Raw genomic sequence first — 21,659 nt, 5'->3', positions numbered from 1 at the left:
GTCCTGGGGCCGGGCGACTTCAACGGCGATGCCCCCGCTCCCGTGAACTGCGCAGTCGTGGCCTGTGTCGCACTCACCTTCGATGACGGCCCGAGCGCATACACCGACCGGCTGATAGACATCCTCGTCCAGACCAGAACCCCGGCGACCTTCTTCGTCGTGGGATCGCAGGTCGCAGCCCGGCCGGCCACGGTCCGCCGCCAGGTGGCCGCCGGTCTCGCGGTCGAGAACCACACCCACAGCCACCCGGACCTGACGACGTTGTCCTACAGCGGTCAGCTCACCGAGGTCACCCGCGCCGACGACGCGCTCTCGGCCGCTGGGGTGACCCGCAGTACGCTCCTTCGTCCTCCGTACGGCTCGTGGAACACGACGACCCGCACGCTCGGCAAGCCGCTCATCCTCTGGTCGGTGGATCCCCGCGACTGGGAGGTCAGAGACGCAGCGGTGGTCCGGTCTCGCGTCGTGGCGAATGCGACTTCTGGCTCCATCGTGCTGATGCACGACAGCCACTCGACGACAGTCGACGCGGTGCCGGGAATCATCTCCGACCTTCGTGCGCGTGGTTTCACCCTCGTGACGGTCCGCACGCTGGTGCCGACCATGGCACCGGGTGACCTGGTCTACAGCCGCACGAACATCCTTCCGGCGGGCGCCGTCACCACGGTGACCGACGAGACCGACGTGCTGCGGGCGCCTGACGGCTCGGTCCTCGGTCCGGTTCTCGACGAGGCACCGTTCGTGCCGGAACGGTAGATCGTTGCTGGCTCGACCGGAGGACTGTTCGGCCAGCCCTACCCGACGGCCGGGGTGACGACCGGCTTCCAGGAGGGGCGGGCGGCCTCGTAGGCGGTGATGTCGTCCTCGTGCCGCAGGGTCAACGAGATGTCGTCCAGGCCGTTCTCCAGGCGCCAGGCGACGTAGTCGTCGACCTGGAAGGAGGCCACGACGTCGCCGCAGGTCACCTGCCGGGCGGGCAGGTCGACGGTGATCTCCGTCCCCGGCTCGGCCTCCAGCTGCTTCCAGATCAGCTCGATGTCGCCCTGGTCCAGCTCGGCGGTCAGCAGGCCGCCCTTGCCGGAGTTGCCGCGGAAGATGTCGGCGAACTTGCTGGAGAGCACCGCGCGGAAGCCGTACTGCTGCAACGCCCAGACGGCGTGCTCCCGGCTGGAGCCGGTGCCGAAGTCGGGCCCGGCCACCAGCACCGAGCCGCCCGCGTAGGCCGGCTGGTTGAGCACGAACGCCGGGTCCTCGCGCCACCGGGCGAACAGCCCGTCCTCGAACCCGGTGCGCGAGACCCGCTTGAGGTACTGCGCCGGGATGATCTGGTCGGTGTCGACGTCCGAGCGCCGCAGCGGGACCCCGATGCCGGTGTGGGTGGTGAACCTCTCCATCAGACCAGGGCCTCCTGGTTCGAGCCGGGGGTATGCGGTGCGTCCGGCGACGCGGGGCCGTCCAGGTCGGCGGGCGAGGACAGGGTGCCGCGTACGGCGGTCGCCGCGGCCACGGCCGGCGAGACCAGGTGGGTGCGGCCGCGGGCGCCCTGACGGCCCTCGAAGTTGCGGTTGGAGGTCGAGGCGCAGCGCTCCTCGGGGGCCAGCTGGTCGGGGTTCATCCCCAGGCACATCGAGCACCCGGCCAGGCGCCACTCGCCGCCGGCGGCGGTGAACACCTCGTCCAGCCCCTCCTCCTCGGCCTGCTGCCGCACCGCGTGCGACCCCGGCACGACGAGCAGCCGCACCCCGTCGGCCACGTGCCGGCCGCGCAGCACCTCGGCCGCCACCCGCAGGTCCTCGATCCGCCCGTTGGTGCACGAGCCGAGAAAGACCGCGTCCACCCCGACCTCGCGCATCGGCGTGCCGGCCGCCAGGCCCATGTAGTCCAGCGCCCGCCGCGCGGTCTCCTTGGCGGCGTCCTCGCCGAAGCTCTCCGGGTCGGGCACCGCCTCGCCCAGCTGGACCGACTGGGCCGGGTTCGTCCCCCAGGTCACGTAGGGGCTCAGCTGCGCCGCGTCGAGGAACACCTCGGCGTCGAAGACCGCGTCGTCGTCGGTGCGCAGCTCGCGCCACGCCGCCACGGCCGCGTCCCAGTCGGCACCGGACGGCGCGTGCGGGCGACCCTTGACGTAGGCGAACGTCTTCTCGTCCGGCGCGACCATGCCGGCCCGGGCACCGGCCTCGATCGACATGTTGCAGATCGTCATCCGGCCCTCCATCGACAACGACTCGATCGCGGACCCGCGGTACTCCAGCACGTAGCCCTGCCCGCCGCCGGTGCCGATCCGGTTGATCACCGCCAGGATGATGTCCTTGGCGCCCACCCCGGCCGGCAGCTCGCCCTCGACGGTGATCGCCATCGTCCGGAACGGCCGCAGCGGCAGCGTCTGGGTGGCCAGCACGTGCTCGACCTCGGAGGTGCCGATCCCGAAGGCCAGCGCGCCGAACGCCCCGTGCGTGGAGGTGTGCGAGTCGCCGCAGACGATCGTCATCCCCGGCTGGGTCAGCCCCAGCTCGGGGCCGATGACGTGGACGATGCCCTGGCCGCGCCGACCCCGGGCGTGGTGCACGATCCCGAACTCCTCGCAGTTGGCCCGCAACGCCTCCAGCTGGGTCCGGGAGACCGGGTCGGTCACCGGGCCCAGCGTCGTGGGCACGTTGTGGTCCTCGGTCGCCACCGTCAGGTCCGGCCGGCGCACCCCGCGCCCGGCCTGCCGCAGCCCGTCGAAGGCCTGCGGGCTGGTCACCTCGTGCACGAGGTGGAGGTCGATGTAGAGGAGGTCGGGCTCGCCCTCGACGGAGCGGACGACGTGCTGCTGCCAGAGCTTCTCAGCCAGGGTCAGGCCAGGCACGGGCAACCTCCTTCGCGTGGGGCCGCGGGCGCCGGACGACCGCGCGGCAGGTGCTGCAAGAATGCAGCCACCATAACCCTGACGCCGCCGAGCCGACGTCGACGCCTACCGCACGCGAGGTCCCAGATGCGCAGCCACACCCTTGCCGTCCTGCCCGGTGACGGGGTCGGCCCCGAGGTCACCCGGGCCGCCCTCACGGTGCTGGACGCGGCCGAGTCCCGGTTCGGCTTCGACACCCGGCGCACGGACGTGCCCCTCGGGGCCGACCACCACCTGGCCACCGGCGAGCTGCTCACGGACGAGGCCACGGCCGAGCTGGACCGGCACGACGCGATCCTCTTCGGCGCCATCGGCAGCCCGAGGGTTCCCCCCGGGATCCTCGAGCGGGGCATCATCCTCGAGCTGCGACGCCGGATGGAGCAGGCGATCAACCTGCGGCCGGTACGCCTCTACGAGGGGGTGCCCACCCCGATCGCCGGCCTGACCCCCGAGCGCTGCGACCTGGTCGTCGTCCGGGAGAACACCGAGGGCGCCTACGTCGCCCAGGGCAGCTCGGTCCACGTGGGCACGCCGGCGCAGGTGGCGGTGCAGGAGTCGGTCAACACCTGGTATGCCGTCGAACGCGCCGTGGACTTCGCCTACCGGCTGGCCTCGGTGCGGCGCGGGCGGCTCACGCTCTGCCACAAGACCAACGTGCTGGTCGAGGCCGGGAAGCTGTGGACGGCGGTGATGGAGAGCGTGGGGGAGCGCTACCCGGACGTCGAGACCGACTACGTCCACGTCGACGCGCTGTGCATGCACCTGCCGGTCAGCCCCGAGCGGTTCGACGTCGTGGTGACCGACAACCTCTTCGGCGACATCGTCACCGACCTGGGCGCCGTGCTGCAGGGCGGGCTCGGCGTCGCCGCCAGCGGCAACCTCAACCTCGACGGCGCCCACCCGAGCATGTTCGAGCCGATCCACGGCTCGGCGCCGGACATCGCCGGCCGGGGCTGGGCCAACCCGGCCGGGGCCTGCCTGTCCCTGGCCATGCTGCTGGGCCACCTCGGGGAGGGGGAGGCGGCGGCCGCGGTCGAGGCCGCCACCGCCGCGGTCCTCGCCGGCCTGCCGGCGCCCGGCGGGGAGGCGATGGGCGCGAGCACGCAGGAGCTCGGCGAGCGGATCGCCGCCGCCGTCGCCGACGACGCCACCCCGGAGGTGCCGGGCAGCCTGATGGCCCAGCTCGCGGCGGTCGCGGCCGGGAGGGCCGCCGAGGGATGAGGCCCGCGCTCTGGCCCGCCGAGGTCGTCGTCGACCTGGACGCGATCACCGCCAACGTCCGCGCCCTGCGCGAGCGGGTGGGCGGCACCGAGCTCATGGCGGTCGTCAAGGCCGACGGCTACGGGCACGGCCTCGTGCCCTCGGCCCGGGCTGCGCTGGCCGGCGGGGCCTGCTCGCTCGGCGTCGCCCAGCCCACCGAGGCCCTGGCGCTGCGGGACGCCGGGATCACCGCTCCCGTCCTGGCCTGGCTGACCACCCCGGACCTCGACCTGCGGCCCCTCGTGGAGGCCGACGTCGAGGTGGCGGCGGTCGCCCCCTGGGGGCTGCGGGCCCTGGCCGAGGCAGCCCGCGCCACCGGCCGCCCGGCGGCCACCCAGCTCAAGGTGGACACCGGCCTGGCCCGCAACGGCGCCTACGGCATACCCCTGCGGGCGGGGGACCCGCGCACCGACTGGACCGAGCTGGTCGAGGAGGCCGCCCGGCTCGAGGCCGAGGGGGTGCTGCGCGTGCGCGGCCTGTTCACCCACTTCGCCTACGCCGACGCACCCGCCCACCCGACCGTGCGCGCCCAGCAGGAGGCCTTCGCCGACGCCGTGGCGGTGGCCGAGCGTGCCGGCCTGCGGCCCGAGGTGCGGCACATGTCCAACTCCGCCGCCACCCTGACCACGCCCGAGGCGTCCTGGGACATGGTCCGGCCCGGGCTGTCGGTCTACGGGCTCTCGCCCGTGCCCGAGCTGGCCACGGCGGCCGAGCTGGGGCTGCGTCCCGCGATGCGCGTGACGGCGCGCGCCGCCGTCGCCAAGCGGGTCCGGGGCGGGCAGGGCGTCTCCTACGGCCACACCTACACTACGTCGGGGGAGACCACGCTCCTCGACGTGCCCCTCGGGTATGCCGACGGGGTGCCCCGGCACGTCTCCAACCGCGCCCCGGTCCAGGTCCGCGGTCGGCGGTTCACCGTGGCGGGGCGGGTGTGCATGGACCAGTTCGTCGTCGACGTCGGCGACCTCGACGTCGGGGCGGGCGAGGAGGTCGTGCTCTTCGGCGCCGGGGACGACGGGGAACCGACCGCCCAGGACTGGGCCGAGGCGGCCGGGACCATCTCCTACGAGATCGTCACCCGGTTCGGGCCGCGCGTCCCCCGCCGTCACCTCGGAGGCCCGTCGTGACCGCCGGGCGCCGGGTGCTGCTGCCGACCGACGAGGACACGCGGGCGCTGGGGGAGTCGCTGGGCCGGGTGCTCCGCGCCGGGGACCTGGTCGTGCTCACCGGCGACCTGGGCGCGGGCAAGACCACGCTGACCCAGGGGCTCGCGCACGGGCTCGGGGTGCGGGGACCGATCACCTCGCCCACCTTCGTCATCGCCCGGGTGCACCCCTCCCTGGTGGACGGGCCCGCCCTCGTGCACGCCGACGCCTACCGCCTCGGCGGGGAGGCCGAGCTCGACGACCTCGACCTCGACGAGTCGCTGGCGGACTCGGTCACCGTGGTCGAGTGGGGGCACGGTCTGGCCGAGCACCTGGCCGACGACCGGCTGGAGGTGGTGCTGGAGCGCTCCGGCAGCACCGAGGCCGACCAGCAGGCCAGGACCGCCACCCTCGTGGGCCACGGACCCCGCTGGGCGGGGGTCGACCTGCCCGGCCGCGCGTAGGCTCGCCGCATGGACACCGGCAGGATCCTCGTCGTGTGCACCGGCAACGTGTGCCGCTCGCCCCTCGTCGAACGTCTCCTCCAGCAGGGGCTGGACGAACGCTGGGGGCCGGGGGCCTTCGAGGTGCGGTCTGCGGGGACCGGTGCCCTGGTCGACCATCCGATGGACGAGCGGGCGGCCGGTGTGCTCGGCGCCCTGGGCGGCAGCCACGAGGGCTTCCGGGCGCGACGGCTGGCGGGCCCGATGGTGGAGGAGGCGGACCTGGTCCTCACCGCGACCCGCGACCACCGGGCGGCGGTCGTCCGGACCGTCCCCCGGGCGATGAAGCGCGTGTTCACCGTGCGTGAGCTGGCCGCCATCGTGGCCGGGCTGCCCGACGAGGAGCTGCCGACGGCCGACGACCCTGTCGAGCGGCTGCGCGAGCTGGCAGCGCTCGCGACGGGGCACCGTGGACGTCGTCGGCCGGCCCGGCCGGACGACCACGACGTGGTGGACCCCTACCGGCGGTCCGACGACGTGTATGCCACGATGAGGGACCAGGTCGAGGCCGCCGTGCCACATCTTCTCCACGCGCTCGCGCCTCGTCGCTGAGCCGGTCCGGGTCCGTCCAGACGGGGGGTGGACGGAACCCCTCCTGGCTGGTTAACTGAGCGATGGTAAAGAACGGGTAAAGTCACAGGCGGCGTCGGGGCGCCGCGGCCGTTCATGGGTGGATGATGGGAAGCGCATGACCTCGTCGGTGGAGATCCCGCGTGAACCGCAGGGGGTTCACGGCGATCCTGACGACGCCGCCCCACGTGCGGCGTCGTTGTTCGTGGTGCCCGAGGGCCTGGTCCGGGAGCAGGCGCGGCCGCACCCGCAGGCGCGCCGCTACCTCCGGGGCTACCTGAGGGCGCTGCGGCTGCTGGACCTGGGGACGGTCACCGTCGCCGTGGTCCTCGCCCAGCTGTTCCGGTTCGGGACCGGGCCGAGGGACCTCTACAGCGCGTTGGGCGCCGTGAGCTACACGACGGTGTCGGTGGCGCTGATCCTGGGGTGGATGACCGCGCTGCACCTGCAGAACGTCTACGACGGGCGGCTGGTGGGCCACGGCGTGCAGGAGTACCGGCAGGTGTTCCAGGCGTCGTCCTGGCTGTTCGCGATCGTGGCGATCACCGCGTTCGCGTTCAAGATGGACTTCGCCCGCGGCTACGTGATCCTGGCCTTCCCCCTCGGCACCTTCCTCCTGCTGCTGGGCCGGTGGCAGGCCCGCCGCTGGCTGGTGCGCCAACGCCGGCAGGGAGCCCTGTCGGACCGCGTGCTCCTCGTGGGCAACCGTGACCACGTCGCCAGCCTCGTGGTCGCCCTGGGGCGGGCCCCGGACGCCGGCTACCAGGTGGTCGGCGCGTGCGTCGACGACGCCCGGGAGGGCCGGGTGGCCGGGGTCTCGATCCTGGGGCCGGAGTCGGACGTGCTCGTCAAGGCGCTGGAGCACCGGGCCGACGTCGTCGCCGTCTCCTCCTCCGCCGGGCTGGGCCAGGCCGGGCTGCGCCGTCTGGGGTGGGCCCTGGAGAGCACGGACATCGACCTGGTCGTGGCGCCCGGCATCATGGACGTCGCCGGGCCCCGGGTGCTGACCCGGCCGGTGCAGGGCCTGCCGCTCCTGCACGTCGAGGCGCCACGCTTCGGCGGCCCGCAGCTGGTGCTCAAGAACGTGGCCGACCGGATCGCCGCGGTCCTGGCCCTCGTGCTGCTCAGCCCCGTGATGCTGGGCGTGGCGCTGGCCATCCGAAGGGAGAGCGACGGGCCGGTGCTCTTCCGCCAGGAACGGGTGGGCCGGGGCGGCCGGTCGTTCGGGATGCTGAAGTTCCGCAGCATGGTCGCCGACGCCGAGACGATGCTCCCCGCCCTCCGGGTGGTCGACGAGGGGGCCGGTCCGCTGTTCAAGATGCGCAACGACCCGCGGGTCACCCGGGTCGGGGCGTTCATCCGCAGGTACTCCCTGGACGAGCTGCCCCAGCTCGTCAACGTGGTGCGGGGCGAGATGAGCCTGGTGGGCCCACGGCCGCCGCTGCCCCGGGAGGTGGCCACCTACGAGGCGGACGTGCGCCGGCGGCTCCTCGTCAAGCCCGGCCTGACCGGCCTGTGGCAGATCAGCGGCCGCAGCAACCTCTCCTGGGACGAGTCGGTCCGCCTGGACCTCTACTACGTCGAGAACTGGACCCCGGTGCTGGACCTGATGATCCTGTGGCGCACCGTCCAGGTCGTCCTTCGGCCGGAGGAGTACGGCGCCTACTGACCCCGGCGCTATCGTGCCAGGTGTGAAGATCGCCTACCTCGGCCCGGCCGGCACGTTCACCGAGCAGGCCGTGCGCCAGTGGCACCCCGCCGGCGCGGGCCTGGCCTGGCCGGCCCCCACCGTCCCGGCCGCGATCGAGTCGCTGCGCCGGGGCGAGGTGGATGCCGCCGTGGTGCCCTTCGAGAACTCCGTCGAGGGTTCGGTGCCGGCCACCCTCCAGGCGCTGCAGGACGCCGGGGAGGACGGCGTGCGCATCTGCGCCGAGGTGCACGTCGAGGTGCAGTTCTCCCTGCTGGTGCGCCCCGGCACCTCCCTCGACCAGGTGGTCTCGGTGGCCACCCACCCCCACGCCATGGCGCAGACCCGGGGCTGGCTGGCCCGGCACCTGCCGGACGCGGCGCTCGTCCCCGAGGCGTCGACGGCGCGGGCGGCCCAGGCCGTGGCGGAGGGTGGCTACGACGCGGCGGTCGCCGCGCCCGGTGCGGCCGACGCGTACGGGCTGGTGCCGGTGGCCGAGCACATCGCCGACCGGGACGGCGCCGTCACCCGGTTCGTCGTGCTGCGCGCCGGCGTGGCGGTCCCCCCGCCGACGGGCAGCGACCGCACCACGCTGGTCGCCCTCATCTGGATGAACCGCCCGGGTGCCCTGCTGGAGCTCCTCGAGCAGTTCGCGGTGCGGGGCATCGACCTGAGCCGGCTGGAGTCGCGGCCGACCGGGGAGGGGCTGGGGGAGTACTGCTTCTGGATCGACGCCGACGCGCACGTCGCCGAGGCCCGGCTGCGCGAGGCGCTCGTCGGCCTGCGCCGGACCTGCCGCGAGGTCCACTTCATGGGGTCCTACCCCCGGGCCGACCGGCGACCGGCCCAGGTGCCCGAGCACGCGGACGAGGGTGCCTACGCCGAGGCGCAGGCCTGGGTCGAGCGGCTCAGTCCGCCAGCTGCAGCCAGCGGTGCCAGCCCCCGTTGAGGACCAGCCAGGCGATGAGCCCGTAGCCGGCCTGGCCCGGGTGCACGGTGTCCCCGGCCGCCAGGTCGGACTGCCACTGGTCGTGGCCCTGCAGCGGCGCGAAGCAGTCCACGAACGGCACCCCGCGGCGGTGGCACACGTCGGCCTGGGCCTCGGCCAGCACCTGCAGCCGGGCGTTCACCTCGGCGTCGAGGGTGGGCGTGGGGCCGACGACGAAGGTGGCGATGCCCGTCGAGCTGGCCTCGTCCAGCACGTTGGCCAGGTTGAGCCGGGACCGGGCGGTGGTGATCCCCTGCTCGACGTCCTCGGCCCCGACGCCGACGACCAGCCGACGTTCGGAACGGCCCTCCCACCGGGGCGGGCACTCGCTGCGCCACCGGGCCATGACGTCGGCCGAGCTGCTGCCCCTGACCCCCAGGTTGTAGGAGCTCAGCGCCACCTCCTGGGCGGGCGTGCGGCCCACGACCCGGCTGACCCAGCCGAGTGCCTTGGGATCGCCGTAGCCGGCCACGAACCCGTCCCCCACGAAGCACAGGCCGATGTCGCGCGGACCCTCGTGCTGCACGTGGAACTCCGCGCTGGGGGTGTACTCGATGTCGGTCGGGCCCGGTCGTCCCTGGCTCGTCACGTCGTCGCCTCTCGTCTCACTCGTCGTCGTCCTCGCGGGCCAGCCAGGTGGCCAGGCGGTCCACGGGCACCTCGAACTCGGGGTGCAGGTCCACGAACGTGCGCAGCTGCTCGGCCAGCCAGCCCAGGGTCACGTCCTCGGTGCCCCGACGCTGGCCCAGCTCCTCGATCCCGCGGTCGGTGAAGTACACCCCCGCAGGCTATCCCGCGACGGCCTCCGATCCCGGCAGCGACAGGGTGCGGTGCCAGGACTGCGTCGTGTAGCGGGTGCGCCACCCCATCGACAGGTACAGCCCGTCCGCGCGCGTGGGGGAGTCGGCGTCGACCTCCAGGCCCACCGCGCCGCGTCGGCGGGCGGCCGCGTCGGCGATCACGGCGCGGAGCAGCGCCTTGGCCACCCCGCGGCCGCGGGCCCGGCGGTGGACCCCGATGTACTCGACGTAGGAGGAGTCGGGGCGGGCCGTCCCGTCGGGGCCGACCCCGCCGACGACGGTCGTGGCCACGAGGGCACCGGCCGGCTGCCCGTCCACGGTCGCCAGCCACCAGTGGTCCCACCGGTGGCCCGGGTCCTCCCGCAGCCGCGAGACGAACTCCTCGAAGGTCTCCCGGTAGGAGTTGAAGTGGTCGGCGAACGAGTGCTCGAGGACGAGGTGGACCGCCCGCAGGTCCTCCTCCTGCGGCATCCCCACCCCGTCGTCGCGCCGGACCCGGCGGATCTCCACGCCCTCGCGCGGGCCGGGCTGGTCCAGGTCCGCCTCCGGGTCGACCGGTCGGGTCATCTGCCACCAGTCGCGGACGTGCTCGTAGCCGGCCTCGGTCAGCCACCGCTGCTGCCTGGGGTCGTCGGCGAAGGCGCCCGAGTCCAGCTGGGTCTCCTGCATGCCGCGGCGGCGGAGCACCAGCTGGCCGAGCTCCTCGGCCCGGCCGTACGCGAACCGGGCCAGCGGGTCGGCCTCCTCGTCGGGCAGGTCGGGGTCGACGGTCACGCCGACGAGCACGCGGCCGGCCGCCCGGTCGTGGCAGTTGATCCACGCCCGCACGGTGCCACCGTCGTCGCGGACGACCTCGTGCAGGTGGGTGTCGGCACCGCGCCCGGCGACCTCGGCCTCAACGGCCTGGCTGTCGGCGCCCGGCCAGCCGCGCGCCTCCCGCTCGTGCCGGCGCAGGAGGCGCACCAGGTCGTCGACGTCCTCGGGTCCGGGAGGGTATGCGGTGTGTCCGGGCGGAAGGACGGGTCCGGCTGCGTCGTCGGTCATGGGGACCATTGTTCCGTACGGCTCAGCGTCGGCTGAACGCCTCCTCGTGCAGGGCCGCCTGCTCGACGGCGTGCACCTTGGCCGATCCGGTGGACGGCGAGGCGGACGCCGGCCGGGAGACCACCCGCAGGGGGCGCTCCTCGCCGTGGTGGGCCAGGGCCTCGGGCAGGTTGAGCGCCATGAAGGGCCAGGCCCCCTGGTTCTTCGGCTCGTTCTGCACCCAGACCAGCTCGGCGTTCGGGTACTGCTGGGTCAGCTCGGCCAGCTGCGCCGCCGGGAGCGGGTAGAGCTGCTCCACCCGCAGGATCGCGGTCTGGGAGTCCTCCCGCTTGCGGCGCTCGTCCTCCAGGTCCCACACCAGCTTGCTGGAGGCCAGCAGCACGCGGGTGACCGCCTCGCGGTCAAGGTCCGCCGTGTCCGGGCGGACCGGCTCGAAGGTGCCGTGCGTGAAGTCCTCGGGGCTGCTGGCTGCCGCCTTGAGCCGCAGCATCGCCTTGGGGGTGAAGACGATCAGCGGCCGGCGGGGCCGGGCCACGGCGTGCGCCCGCAGCAGGTGGAAGTAGGACGCGGGGGTCGAGGGGTAGGCCACCATCATGTTGTCCTCGGCGCACAGCTGCAGGTAGCGCTCGATGCGCGCCGAGGAGTGGTCCGGTCCCTGGCCCTCGTAGCCGTGGGGCAGGAGCAGGACGACGCTGGAGCGCTGGTCCCACTTCTGCTCCGAGGAGGAGATGAACTCGTCGATGACGGTCTGGGCGCCGTTGGCGAAGTCGCCGAACTGGGCCTCCCAGAGCACCAACGAGTTGGTCCGCTCCACCGAGTAGCCGTACTCGAAGCCCATCACGGCGTACTCGGACAGCAGCGAGTCGTAGACCTCGAAGCTGGCCTGGTCCTCGGCGAGGTGGTGCAGCGGGGTCCAGCTGGCCGCGGTCTCGTTGTCGGTGAGCACCGCGTGGCGCTGGACGAAGGTGCCGCGGCGGGAGTCCTGGCCGGACAGCCGGACCGGGGTGCCCTCCATGACGAGGGAGCCGAAGGCGATCAGCTCGCCCATCGCCCAGTCGATCCCGCCCTCGTGGGCCATGTCCCGGCGGGTCTCGAGCAGCTTGCCCAGCTTGGGGTGGACGGTGAAGCCCTCCGGGGTCTGGGCGAAGGCATCGCCGATCCGGTGCAGCATCTCCTCGCTGATCGCGGTCGGCCGCTGCCGGGTCGCCATGTCGCCCTCGTCCTGGGCCTGCGGCCGCTCCAGGCCGTGGGTGCCGTCACCCTCGCCCTTGAGCGCGGCCCGGGTCTCGGTGAAGACGTGCTCGAGCTGCTTCTGGTAGTCGCGCAGCGCCTCCTCGGCGTCCTCGACGCTGATGTCGCCACGACCGATGAGGGACTCGGTGTAGAGCTTGCGGACGGAGCGCTTGGCCTCGATGAGGTCGTACATCAGCGGCTGGGTCATCGACGGGTCGTCCCCCTCGTTGTGACCACGGCGCCGGTAGCAGACCATGTCGATGGCGACGTCCTTGTGGAACTTCTGACGGTACTCGTAGGCCAGCTCGGCCACCCGCACGACCGCCTCCGGGTCGTCCCCGTTGACGTGGAAGATCGGAGCCTGGACCGTCCGCGCCACGTCGGTGCAGTAGACCGCCGACCGGGAGTGGTGGGGAGCGGTGGTGAAGCCCACCTGGTTGTTGATGACCACGTGGATGGTCCCGCCGGTGCGGTACCCGGGCAGCTGCGACATCTGCAGCGTCTCCAGCACGACCCCCTGCCCGGCGAAGGCGGCGTCGCCGTGGAGCAGGACCGGCAGCACGCCGTAGTCGTCGGTGCCGGTCTCCAGCTCCAGCCGGTCCTGCTTGGCCCGGGTGATGCCCTCGAGCACGGGGTTGACCGCCTCCAGGTGCGAGGGGTTGGCGGCCAGGTAGACCTTGGTGGAGTTGCCCTGCTCGTCGTGGAACTCGCCCTCGGTGCCCAGGTGATACTTCACGTCGCCGGACCCCTGGACCGACCCCGGGGTGGACTTGCCCTCGAACTCGCGGAAGATCTGGCCGTAGGACTTGCCCGCGAGGTTGGCGAGCACGTTGAGCCGGCCGCGGTGCGGCATACCCATCGTCACCTCGTCCAGCCCGTCCTGGGCGGCCCGGCTGAGGACCTTGTCCAGCAGCGCGATGACGGCCTCGCCACCCTCGAGGCTGAACCGCTTCTGGCCGACGAACTTGGTCTGCAGGAAGGTCTCGAAGGCCTCCGCCGCGTTGAGCCGGCGCAGGATCCGCAGCTGCTCGGCGGGCGCCGGCTTCTCGAACGGCACCTCGAGCTTCTCCTGGAACCAGGCCCGCTCCTCCGGGTCCTGGATGTGCATGTACTCCACGCCGACGGTGCGGCAGTAGGAGTCGCGCAGGATGCCCAGGATCTTGCGCAGGGTCAGCCGCGGCTTGCCGCCGAAGCCGCCGGTGGGCACGTCGCGGTCGAGGTCCCACAGGGTCAGGCCGTGGTTCTCGATCGCCAGGTCGGGGTGGCGCCGCTGGACGTACTCCAACGGGTCGGTGTCGGCCATGAGGTGGCCCCGGACCCGGTAGGCGTGGATGAGTTCCTGGATGCGGCTGGCCTTGGAGATGTCGTCGTCGTGGGTGGCCGCAATGTCCGGGGCCCAGCGGATGGGCTCGTAGGGGATGCGCAGCGAGGTGAAGATCTCGTCGTAGAAGTCGTCCTTGCCCAGCAGCAGCTCGTGCATGATCTTGAGGAACTCGCCCGACTGCGCACCCTGGATGATGCGGTGGTCGTAGGTCGAGGTCAGCGTGAGGATCTTGCTCACGCCGTTGGCCGCGATCCGCTCCGGCGCTGCGCCCTGCCACTCCGCCGGGTAGTCCAGCGAGCCCACGCCGATGATGGCGCCCTGGCCCTTCATCAGCCGCGGCACCGAGTGCAGCGTCCCGATGCCACCGGGGTTGGTCAGGCTGATCGTCGTGCCCTGGAAGTCGGCGACGGTCAGCTTGTTGTCCCGGGCCTTGCGCACGACCTTCTCGTAGGCGGACCAGAACTCGTAGAAGGTCATCTCCTCGGCGCTCTTGATGCTGGGCACCAGGAGCTGGCGGCTGCCGTCGGGCTTGGGCACGTCGATGGCCAGGCCGAGGTTGATGTGGGCCGGCTCGAGCAGGACCGGCTTGCCGTCCTGGGTGGTGAAGCCGTTGTTCATCTGCGGCATCGCCTGGAGGGCCTTCACCATCGCGAAGCCGATGATGTGGGTGAAGGAGACCTTGCCGCCGCGCGAGCGGGCCAGGTGGTTGTTGATGACGACCCGGTTGTCGATGAGCAGCTTGGCCGGCAGGTTGCGCGCGCTCGTGGCGGTCGGCACCTCCAGCGAGCTCTCCATGTTGGAGACGACGCGGGCGACGGCGCCCCGCAGCGGGGTCGCGGTGACGTCGCTCTGCGGCCCCTTCTTCGTCGGGGCCGGGGCGTCCCGCGAGACGCGGGGCTCCAAGCCGCCCGACTTCTTGGCGTTCCCCACCGGCTTCTCGGCCGCCCGGGTGCCGGCCGTGCCCGCCGTCGACTGCTCGGCCGAGCTCGTGCCGCCGCTCTTGCCGGAGGTCCGGGGCTTCGTCGGAGCGGCGTCCTTCGAGCCGCCCTTCGGCCCGGACTCCTTCGCCGGGGCGGACTTCTGCCCGGAGTCCTTCGCCGGGGCCTTCCGGGCCTGGGCGCCGGAGGAGGACCCGTTGCCGGAGCCCCCGCCGGAGGAGGACGCCCGGGGCGGTGCCTTGGCGACCTTCGGCCCGTTGCCGACCGGGGAGGAGATGCCGCCGGACGGGGCGGAGGTGTCACCCGACGGGGCGGCGGAACCGCCCGACCCGGTCGCCCCCGCGGCCCCGTTCCCGCCCTGCTCGTCCTGGCCTTCGAAGTATCGTCGCCAGGCCGGGTCGACCGACCCCGGGTCCTGGTCGAACTGCTCCCGCTTCTCCTCGACGAGCCACTCGTTGGCTCCGAAGTCGGCGAGGGTGGTGTCGCTGCTCGGGGGGTTGGCCACGGGGTTTGCGCCTCTTCTCACATCCGGGGGTGCAACGCGTGTGCGAAACAGTGCACGGCTGAAGGACAGCCTAGCCCGTTCACCGGCCCGGACGCCGTCCGGGGGGCCGGGCGGGTCGACCAGGAGGAGCCGCCCCTCAGGCCACGTCGCGCCGGGCGGTCAGCAGCCAGCCGACGGCCGTCATGACCGCCGCGTAGGCCAGCAGCACGAGCGCACCGGCCCACCAGGCGAGCGGGTTCTCGGCACCGCCGAGGGCCTGGGTGGTCGCGGCGTCGGCACCGTCGAAGATGTTCAGCGTGCTCATCGTCGCCTGGCTCGGGAAGAACCGGGCGGCGTCGGCCACCGCGTCCCAGAAGGTGATCCCGAACCCCAGCAGCGGCTCGACGATGAAGGCGAAGGCCACGCCGACGAAGAGAGCGACGACCTGGTTGGGGATCAGCACACCGAGCCCGAACCCGATGAGGCCCCACAGCACGAGGACCAGCAGCAGCCGCAGCATGGTCAGGACCAGGTCGCCGGGGTCCGGGGCGACCGACAGGTCGGCCGAGAGCAGCACCGCCCCGCCGGCCAGCAGCGCCGCGGCGACGTGCGCCAGCCCGTTGACGAGGACGACCACCACGAGCCCCAGGACCTTGCCGACGATCATCCGTCCCCGACGGGGCACCGCCTGGAGGGTCGCGGTGAGGGTGCGGTGGCGGTACTCCGACCCCATGGCCAGGATGCCCAGCACCAGGGTGAGCAGATACCCCATCTGCACCGCTCCGGTGTAGACCATCCGGACCAGCACCGCCTCGTCCATCGTGTCCCGGGCCCGGATCGTGGTGCCTGCCACCGGGAGCTCGGCGTAGACGAGGAAGAAGCCGCCGATCGCGGTGAAGAGCGCCGTGACGAGGAACATCGCCAACGGCATCGCCCAGGCCGTCCGGGTGCTGAACGCCTTGATGAGCTCGGAGCGCACGAGAGCGGTCACCGGGACGTCTCCTCGGGGTTCGTCGGGGCGGGGGTATGCGGTGCCCCCAGGTTGCGGTTGCGGTGCTCGGGGGTGTCGGTGAGCTCGAGGAAGAGCCGTTCCAGGTCGGTCCGCATCCCCCGCAGCTCGTGCACGGGACGCCCGGCGGCCAGGGCGACCTCCCCTACCCGGGCCAGCTCGGGGGTCCGGACCTGGAGGGCGTCGGAGCCCTGCTCGGGCAGGGGGCTGGCGGCGAGCCCGGCGCGGTCCAGGGCCCGGACCAGCAGCTCCGGCTCGGGCGAGCGCACCAGGGCGGCGGGCTCTCCGTGCAACGCGTCCATCGTGCCCTCGCGGACCAGGTGGCCGTTGGCGATGATGACGACGTCCTCGACGGTCTGCTCCACCTCGGCCAGCAGGTGGGAGCTGATGAGCACCGTCTTGCCCTGGTCGTGGGCCAGGTGGCGTAGGAAGCCGCGCATCCAGCGGATCCCCTCGGGGTCCAGCCCGTTGGCCGGCTCGTCGAGGAGCAGGACCTGCGGATCGCCGAGCAGGGCCGCGGCCAGCTGGAGCCGCTGCCGCATCCCCATCGAGTAGCCCCCCGCACGCTTGCGGGCCGCCGCGGGGATGCCGACCAGCTCGAGCAGCTCGTCGGCGCGGGCGTCGGGGATGCGGTGGGTCGCCGCCAGCGACCGGAGGTGGTCGCGGCCCGACCGGCCGGGGTGGAACCCGGTGGCCTCCAGGGCCGCGCCCACGGCCCGTAGGGGGGCGGGCAGGTCCACGTAGCGGCGCCCTCCGATGAGGGCCTCCCCGGCGGTCGGGCGGACCAGCCCCAGCAGCATGCGCAGGGTGGTGGTCTTGCCGGCGCCGTTGGGCCCGAGGAAGCCGGTCACCCGGCCGGGGCGCACGTCGAAGGTGAGGTCGTCGACGGCACGGAGCTCGCCGAAGGTCTTGGTCAGCCCCCGGATCGAGATCCCCGTGCCCTCGGATGCGGGCGCAGCGGTCGTCATGCGGACAGTCAAGCACCCGGGCGGACGGGGGTCATCGGCCGCAGGACGGAGCCCGTCTCCGACCGTGGGGGGATCAGTCCAGCCGGACGACGACGGTCTTGACCCGGGTCAGCGCGTCGAGGGCGGCCAGCCCCTTCTCCCGGCCGTGGCCGGACCGGCCCACCCCGCCGAAGGGCAGCTCGACGCCGCCGCCGGCGCCGTAGCCGTTGACGAAGACCTGCCCCGCCTCCAGGGCGGAGGCCATCCGGTGGGCGCGGGCGACGTCCCGCGTCCACACGGCCGCCAGCAGGCCGTAGTCGGTCCCGTTGGCCAGCGCCACCGCCTCCTCCTCGTCGACGAAGGGATGGGTGACCAGGACGGGTCCGAAGACCTCCTCGCGGGCGACCGGGTCGTCCGGGTCCACCCCGTCGAGGAGGGTCGGCAGCCAGTAGGAGCCGCCGCCGAGCCGGTCCTCCTGCGGCGGGCCGCCACCGACCCGCAGCACGCCCGAGGCCGCGCCCTCCACATACCCCCGCACCCGCTCCTGCTGCCGCGGCGAGACGAGCGGTCCGAGGTCTCGGTCCTCCAGGCCGGGCCCCAGGGTGGTGGCGGCGAAGCGTCGCACGAGCCGGTCCACGAGCGGCTCGCGGACCGACTCGTGCACGACGAGGCGGCTGCCGGCCGAGCAGGTCTGACCCGCGTTCTGCAGGAGCGAGCGGGTGACGACCTCCGCGGCCCGGTCCAGGTCCGCGTCGGCGAGGACGACGTGGGCGGACTTGCCGCCCAGCTCCAGCACGGTGGGCACGACCCGGTCCGCGGCGGCGTGGGCGACGAGCCGGCCGGTCTCGGTGGACCCCACGAACCCCAGGTGCGCCACGAGCGGGTGGGCGGCGAGGGCGGCGCCCGCCTCCGCGCCCAGGCCGGTGACCACGCCGACCACGCCCGGCGGCATCCCGGCCTCGGTGCACAGCCGGGCCAGCGCCAGCGCGGTCCGCGGGGTCTCGTCCGCGGGCTTGAGCACGACGGCGTTGCCCACCGCGGTGGCCGCGGCGAGGGCGCGGGAGGCCAGCTGGAGCGGGTAGTTCCAGGCCACGATGCTCCCGACGATGCCGTAGGGCTCGCGCACCGTGTAGGCGTGCACGTCGGGACCGAGGGGGATCTGGCTGCCGTGGTAGGCGTCGACCACGTGCCCGTAGAAGCGGAAGTACCGCGCCGCCACCGTGGCGTCGGTGCGTGCCTGGGACAGCGGCTTGCCGGTGTCCTGCGACTCCAGCCGGGCCAGCTGCTCCCGGTCGCGGTCGACCAGGTCGCCCACGCGGGTGAGCACCCGCCCACGCTGCTCGGGGGTGGCGGCCGCCCAGGCGGGCTGGGCCGACGCGGCGGCCCGCACCGCGGCGTCGACCTCGTCGGCGCCCGCCCGACCCACGTCCCCCAGGGGACGGCCGGTGGCAGGGTCGAGGTTGGGATAGGTCCGCGCGGTGCGCAGGACCGCACCTGCGACGAAGGGGTATGCCGTGTCCACGGGCGCCACGCTACGGGCAGGCGCGGGAGGAGTGTTGCGCCCCCGGCAGGATTCGAACTAGTCTTCCCCCCGTCTGAGGAACCGCTGGCCAAGTAGCTAATTAGAGGGTTGACCTGCGAAGATGGACAAATGGCCGCAGTGTCACAAGACTGCAGAAGCGGTCACAGTTGCACGTAGATGTTGCACGTATGTTGCACGCGGAGGCGAGTCATGACACGAGGAAGAGGCCGAACGAGCCGACGAGGCTTCGGCAATATGCGTCGCTTGCCCTCGGGCCGGTGGCAGGCGAGCTACGTCGGACCCGACCTGGCCCGGCACGCCGCGCCGTATACGTTCGACAGCGCCCTCGACGCCGAGGGATGGTTGGCCAACGAACGCCGGCTGCTGGCCTCCGACGAGTCCTGGACAGCGCCGAAGCAACGGCACGCCCTCCTTCGGCAAGCACAGAAGGCCGACGGTCTGACGTTGCGCGAGTTTGCCCCGGACGCCCTCGCTCACCGACGTACGCGCGGGGTGCCGCTGCGCCCCCGCACGCTGCAGCTCTACCGTGGCCTTCTGGAGCGCGTCATCTACCCGACGTTCGGAGACATCGCCCTGCGGAAGGTCACGCCGGAGGACGTGGAGGCGTGGTGGGATGCCCTGCCAGCTGACAGGCCGACGCAGAACGCTCATAGCTACGCGCTGCTTCGGTCCCTCTTCGCTGAGGCTGCCAGCGCGAGGGAGCGCCCGCGCACGGGCGTCCGGGCGAATCCATGCATGGTCAAGGGAGCTGGCGTAGCGCGCCGACACCGCGAGATCCACACCGCCACGCTCGATGAACTGACGGCCATCGTCCAGGCCATGCCGGACCGGCTTGGTGCACTCGTGCTGCTGTGCGCCTGGTGCGGGCTACGATTCGGCGAGGTCGCAGAACTGCGCCGGGGGGACGTCGACCTAACCCGGGGCGTGCTGTGCGTGCGCCGCGCCCTGGTGCGGGTGGACGGGGCAGACATAGTCGGGCGGCCCAAGAGCGACGCCGGAGCTCGTGACGTGGCCATCCCACCGCACTTGCTGCCGGTACTGAGTGATCACCTGACCGAGCACGTCGGCCGTGGGCGCAGCGCCCTGCTCTTTCCGCACCATGCCGGCACGGACAAGCACTGGACCCACGGCATGTTCTACAAGGTCTGGATGCCCGCGCGCGAGGCGGCCGGCCGTCCGGACCTCCGCCTGCACGACCTGCGACACACGGCCGCCGTGCTGGCCGCCCAGACGGGCGCGACCCTCGCTGAGCTCATGGCGCGACTCGGGCACTCGACATCCGTCGCGGCGATGCGTTACCAGACGGCCGCCCAGGGCCGCGACGCCCAGATCGCCGCCGCGCTGTCTCGGATGGCAGGACAAGCAGCGCCTTAAGACCCAAGGTTGAAAGGAGACTCAAGCCTCAAGCCTTGGCACCCGCCGTAAAGCCATCTCCTCAAGATGAGGCCGTCTCCTCCGCTCCCGTCCGCCCCGCGCCTCCCTTCCGACCGCTCTGAGACGTACCCCTCGACGTCCGCGCCTCAGTTGCTGACCCACTCTTACGCAACGACCTGAGTGACAGCCACGCTGAGCAGGAGAACCACGGAAGAGGGCACACCCGGTGCACTCGGTGAAATTGGTGGCAGAAAAGTGACTCCCTGAGCGCTGCTGCTCCGCATTAGGAGGCATGATGACGTTGCACAAGCTCACCGCAGGGAGCGGGTACACGTACCTGACGAAGCAGGTCGCTGCCCACGACGCCACCGAGAGCCGGCAGGCCGGCCTCGCGTCCTACTACGAGGAGAAGGGCGAGGCGCCCGGCCGTTGGCTCGGCACCGGCCTCGCCGGGCTCGACCTGGCCGAGGGTGACGTCGTCACCGAAGAGCAGATGAAGCTGCTTTTCGGGCAGGGCCGCCACCCCCGCTCCGACGAGCCGCAGGCCGCCGAGCGTGGCTGGGGCGCGCTGGGGCGAGCGTTCTCGACCTTCGACGCGACGACCTTGCGGCAGGTGACGGCGCGCGCCTTCAGCGAGCACAACACCGCCCGAGGGCTGGCGTGGAACGCCCCCATCCCGGCCGAGGAGCGGGCGCGGATCCGCACCGAGGTCGCCCGGGAGGTCTTCGAGCAGCGCCACGGCCGCGCCCCCGTGGACGAGGCCGACCTGACCCGGTTCGTCGCCAAGGCGTCACGGCCGGCGCAGGTGCCGGTGGCCGGGTTCGACCTGACGTTCTCCCCGGTGAAGTCGGTCTCGACCCTGTGGGCCCTCGCCCCTGCCGAGGTCGCCCGTCAGGTGGAGGCCGCACACCGCGACGCGGTCCGCGCGACCCTGGCGACGCTCGAGCGGGAGGTGGCGTTCACAAGGGTGGGCCAGGGCGGTATCCGCCAGGTGCCCGTGGTCGGGTTGGTGGCGGCGGCGTTCGACCACCGGGACTCGCGTACCGGGGACCCGGACCTGCACACCCACGTCGTCGTGTCCAACAAGGTGCAGTCCCTGCCCGAGGAGGGCGGCCGGTGGTTGACGCTGGACGGGCGGATGCTGTTCAAGGCCAAGGTCATGGCCTCCGAGCACTACAACACCCACCTCGAAGCCGGGCTCGTCGACCGTCTCGGCGTCACCTTCAAAGACCGGCCGGGCGCCGAGGGCAAGCGAGCGGTGCGAGAGATCGACGGCATCGACCCGGCCCTGTTGGCCACCTGGTCGTCGCGCCGGCAGGCGATCGAGGCCCGGCAGCGCGAGCTCGCCGCCACCTTCCGGGCCGACCACGGCCGCACCCCTACTGCGGTCGAGGCGTTGGCGCTGGCGCAGCAGGCGAACCTGGAGACGAGGCCCGGCAAGCACGAACCCCGCTCCGAGGCCGAGCAACGCCAGACCTGGCGGATACAGGCCGAGGCCGTGCTCGCCATCACGGGACGCGACCCGGAGGAGATGGTCGCGAGTGCGGTGGGGGTGGGGTGGAGACGCACCCGGGAGCGCGGTGGAGACGTTCGGGTCGTCGCAGGTCAGCGGGTGGAGACGCTCCAGGGACGCATACCTGCGCTCAGGGGTGGGGGCGTGCGCCCCCAGCTCCTCGCCGCCCGCGTCGTGAAGGTGTTGGGGGGATCGCGGGCGACGTGGCAGGTGTGGCACGTGCGCGCCGAGACGCTGCGCCAGCTCCGCACCGCCCAGGTGCCCCTGGCCCGGCTCGAGGAGCACGCACGCGAGGTCGAGCGGTGGGTGCTGCACCGCTTCTCAGTGCCCGTCGGAGTGCCACCGGAGCTGGGCGAGCCGGAGGTGTTGCGCCGCCCGGACGGGCAGTCCGCCCACACGGTGCACGGCAG

The 21,659-nt window shown here is 72.9% G+C and carries 18 protein-coding genes; 9 read left to right on the top strand and 9 right to left on the bottom strand.

Going from position 1 to position 21,659, the window contains the following annotated elements; all coding sequences use genetic code 11:
• Nucleotides 1-756 (top strand): polysaccharide deacetylase family protein (locus FJR00_RS15160; protein ID WP_141339509.1); only part of this gene is annotated, 756 nt, incomplete at its 5' end.
• 38 nt (nt 757-794) lie between these two features.
• Here the strand turns inward: FJR00_RS15160 and leuD are convergent.
• Nucleotides 795-1,394 carry a 3-isopropylmalate dehydratase small subunit gene (gene leuD, locus FJR00_RS15155; RefSeq protein ID WP_141339508.1) on the bottom strand — a complete coding sequence of 200 codons (600 nt, stop codon included), beginning with the start codon at nt 1,392-1,394 and terminating at the stop codon, nt 795-797.
• Complete coding sequence (gene leuC, locus FJR00_RS15150) at nt 1,394-2,848, bottom strand: 3-isopropylmalate dehydratase large subunit (RefSeq protein WP_181409667.1); 1,455 nt, start codon at nt 2,846-2,848, stop codon at nt 1,394-1,396. The genes leuD and leuC overlap by 1 nt, the downstream gene beginning before the upstream one ends.
• A gap of 126 nt (nt 2,849-2,974) precedes the next feature.
• On the opposite strand from leuC, the gene FJR00_RS15145 reads away from it, so the two are divergent.
• From FJR00_RS15145 to pheA, 6 genes are all read left to right on the top strand, one after another.
• Nucleotides 2,975-4,108 (top strand): 3-isopropylmalate dehydrogenase, encoded by a 1,134-nt coding sequence (locus FJR00_RS15145; protein WP_141339506.1) that lies wholly within the window; start codon nt 2,975-2,977, stop codon nt 4,106-4,108.
• On the top strand, nt 4,105-5,274 hold the full coding sequence (gene alr / locus FJR00_RS15140) for an alanine racemase (protein ID WP_075957448.1): 1,170 nt from the start codon (nt 4,105-4,107) through the stop codon (nt 5,272-5,274). Before FJR00_RS15145 ends, alr begins: the two co-directional genes overlap by 4 nt.
• Nucleotides 5,271-5,756 carry a tRNA (adenosine(37)-N6)-threonylcarbamoyltransferase complex ATPase subunit type 1 TsaE gene (tsaE, locus tag FJR00_RS15135; RefSeq protein ID WP_075957447.1) on the top strand — a complete coding sequence of 162 codons (486 nt, stop codon included), beginning with the start codon at nt 5,271-5,273 and terminating at the stop codon, nt 5,754-5,756. Before alr ends, tsaE begins: the two co-directional genes overlap by 4 nt.
• Nucleotides 5,757-5,765: 9 nt before the next feature.
• Nucleotides 5,766-6,347: an arsenate reductase/protein-tyrosine-phosphatase family protein gene (locus tag FJR00_RS15130; protein ID WP_141339504.1), complete on the top strand. Its 582-nt coding sequence runs from the start codon at nt 5,766-5,768 to the stop codon at nt 6,345-6,347.
• A gap of 136 nt (nt 6,348-6,483) precedes the next feature.
• Nucleotides 6,484-8,034: a sugar transferase gene (locus FJR00_RS15125; protein ID WP_141339502.1), complete on the top strand. Its 1,551-nt coding sequence runs from the start codon at nt 6,484-6,486 to the stop codon at nt 8,032-8,034.
• Between the two features lie 22 nt (nt 8,035-8,056).
• Nucleotides 8,057-9,001: a prephenate dehydratase gene (pheA, locus tag FJR00_RS15120; protein ID WP_202876701.1), complete on the top strand. Its 945-nt coding sequence runs from the start codon at nt 8,057-8,059 to the stop codon at nt 8,999-9,001.
• On the opposite strand, the gene FJR00_RS15115 is transcribed toward pheA, so the two are convergent.
• From FJR00_RS15115 to FJR00_RS15090, 7 genes are all read right to left on the bottom strand, one after another.
• Nucleotides 8,961-9,629 carry a GDSL-type esterase/lipase family protein gene (locus FJR00_RS15115; RefSeq protein ID WP_141339498.1) on the bottom strand — a complete coding sequence of 223 codons (669 nt, stop codon included), beginning with the start codon at nt 9,627-9,629 and terminating at the stop codon, nt 8,961-8,963. The genes pheA and FJR00_RS15115 overlap by 41 nt on opposite strands.
• Before the next feature lie 16 nt (nt 9,630-9,645).
• Complete coding sequence (locus tag FJR00_RS15870; RefSeq protein ID WP_181409666.1) at nt 9,646-9,819, bottom strand: DUF6104 family protein; 174 nt, start codon at nt 9,817-9,819, stop codon at nt 9,646-9,648.
• A 9-nt stretch (nt 9,820-9,828) separates the two neighbouring features.
• The gene (locus FJR00_RS15110; RefSeq protein ID WP_141339496.1) at nt 9,829-10,884 is read right to left on the bottom strand and encodes a GNAT family N-acetyltransferase; all 1,056 of its coding nucleotides are present in this window, start codon (nt 10,882-10,884) and stop codon (nt 9,829-9,831) included.
• 22 nt (nt 10,885-10,906) lie between these two features.
• A complete protein-coding gene (locus tag FJR00_RS15105) occupies nt 10,907-14,884 on the bottom strand; it encodes a multifunctional oxoglutarate decarboxylase/oxoglutarate dehydrogenase thiamine pyrophosphate-binding subunit/dihydrolipoyllysine-residue succinyltransferase subunit (protein WP_141339494.1) in 3,978 nt (1,325 codons plus the stop codon).
• 136 nt (nt 14,885-15,020) lie between these two features.
• A complete protein-coding gene (locus FJR00_RS15100) occupies nt 15,021-15,854 on the bottom strand; it encodes an ABC transporter permease subunit (RefSeq protein WP_141339492.1) in 834 nt (277 codons plus the stop codon).
• On the bottom strand, nt 15,851-16,840 hold the full coding sequence (locus FJR00_RS15095) for an ABC transporter ATP-binding protein (RefSeq protein ID WP_141339490.1): 990 nt from the start codon (nt 16,838-16,840) through the stop codon (nt 15,851-15,853). The genes FJR00_RS15100 and FJR00_RS15095 overlap by 4 nt, the downstream gene beginning before the upstream one ends.
• 73 nt (nt 16,841-16,913) lie before the next feature.
• The gene (locus tag FJR00_RS15090; RefSeq protein ID WP_141339488.1) at nt 16,914-18,341 is read right to left on the bottom strand and encodes an aldehyde dehydrogenase family protein; all 1,428 of its coding nucleotides are present in this window, start codon (nt 18,339-18,341) and stop codon (nt 16,914-16,916) included.
• Nucleotides 18,342-18,596: 255 nt separating this feature from the next.
• On the opposite strand from FJR00_RS15090, the gene FJR00_RS15085 reads away from it, so the two are divergent.
• Both FJR00_RS15085 and mobF read left to right on the top strand, forming a co-directional pair.
• Nucleotides 18,597-19,736: a tyrosine-type recombinase/integrase gene (locus FJR00_RS15085; RefSeq protein WP_238330532.1), complete on the top strand. Its 1,140-nt coding sequence runs from the start codon at nt 18,597-18,599 to the stop codon at nt 19,734-19,736.
• A 295-nt stretch (nt 19,737-20,031) separates the two neighbouring features.
• Nucleotides 20,032-21,659: MobF family relaxase (gene mobF, locus FJR00_RS15080; RefSeq protein ID WP_181409665.1), on the top strand; the 1,628-nt coding region annotated here is incomplete at its 3' end.

Source organism: Ornithinimicrobium kibberense (genome assembly GCF_006519705.1).
GTDB classification, from domain to species: Bacteria; Actinomycetota; Actinomycetes; order Actinomycetales; family Dermatophilaceae; genus Ornithinicoccus; species Ornithinicoccus kibberensis.
This window is presented reverse-complemented; position numbering and strand designations above follow the sequence as displayed.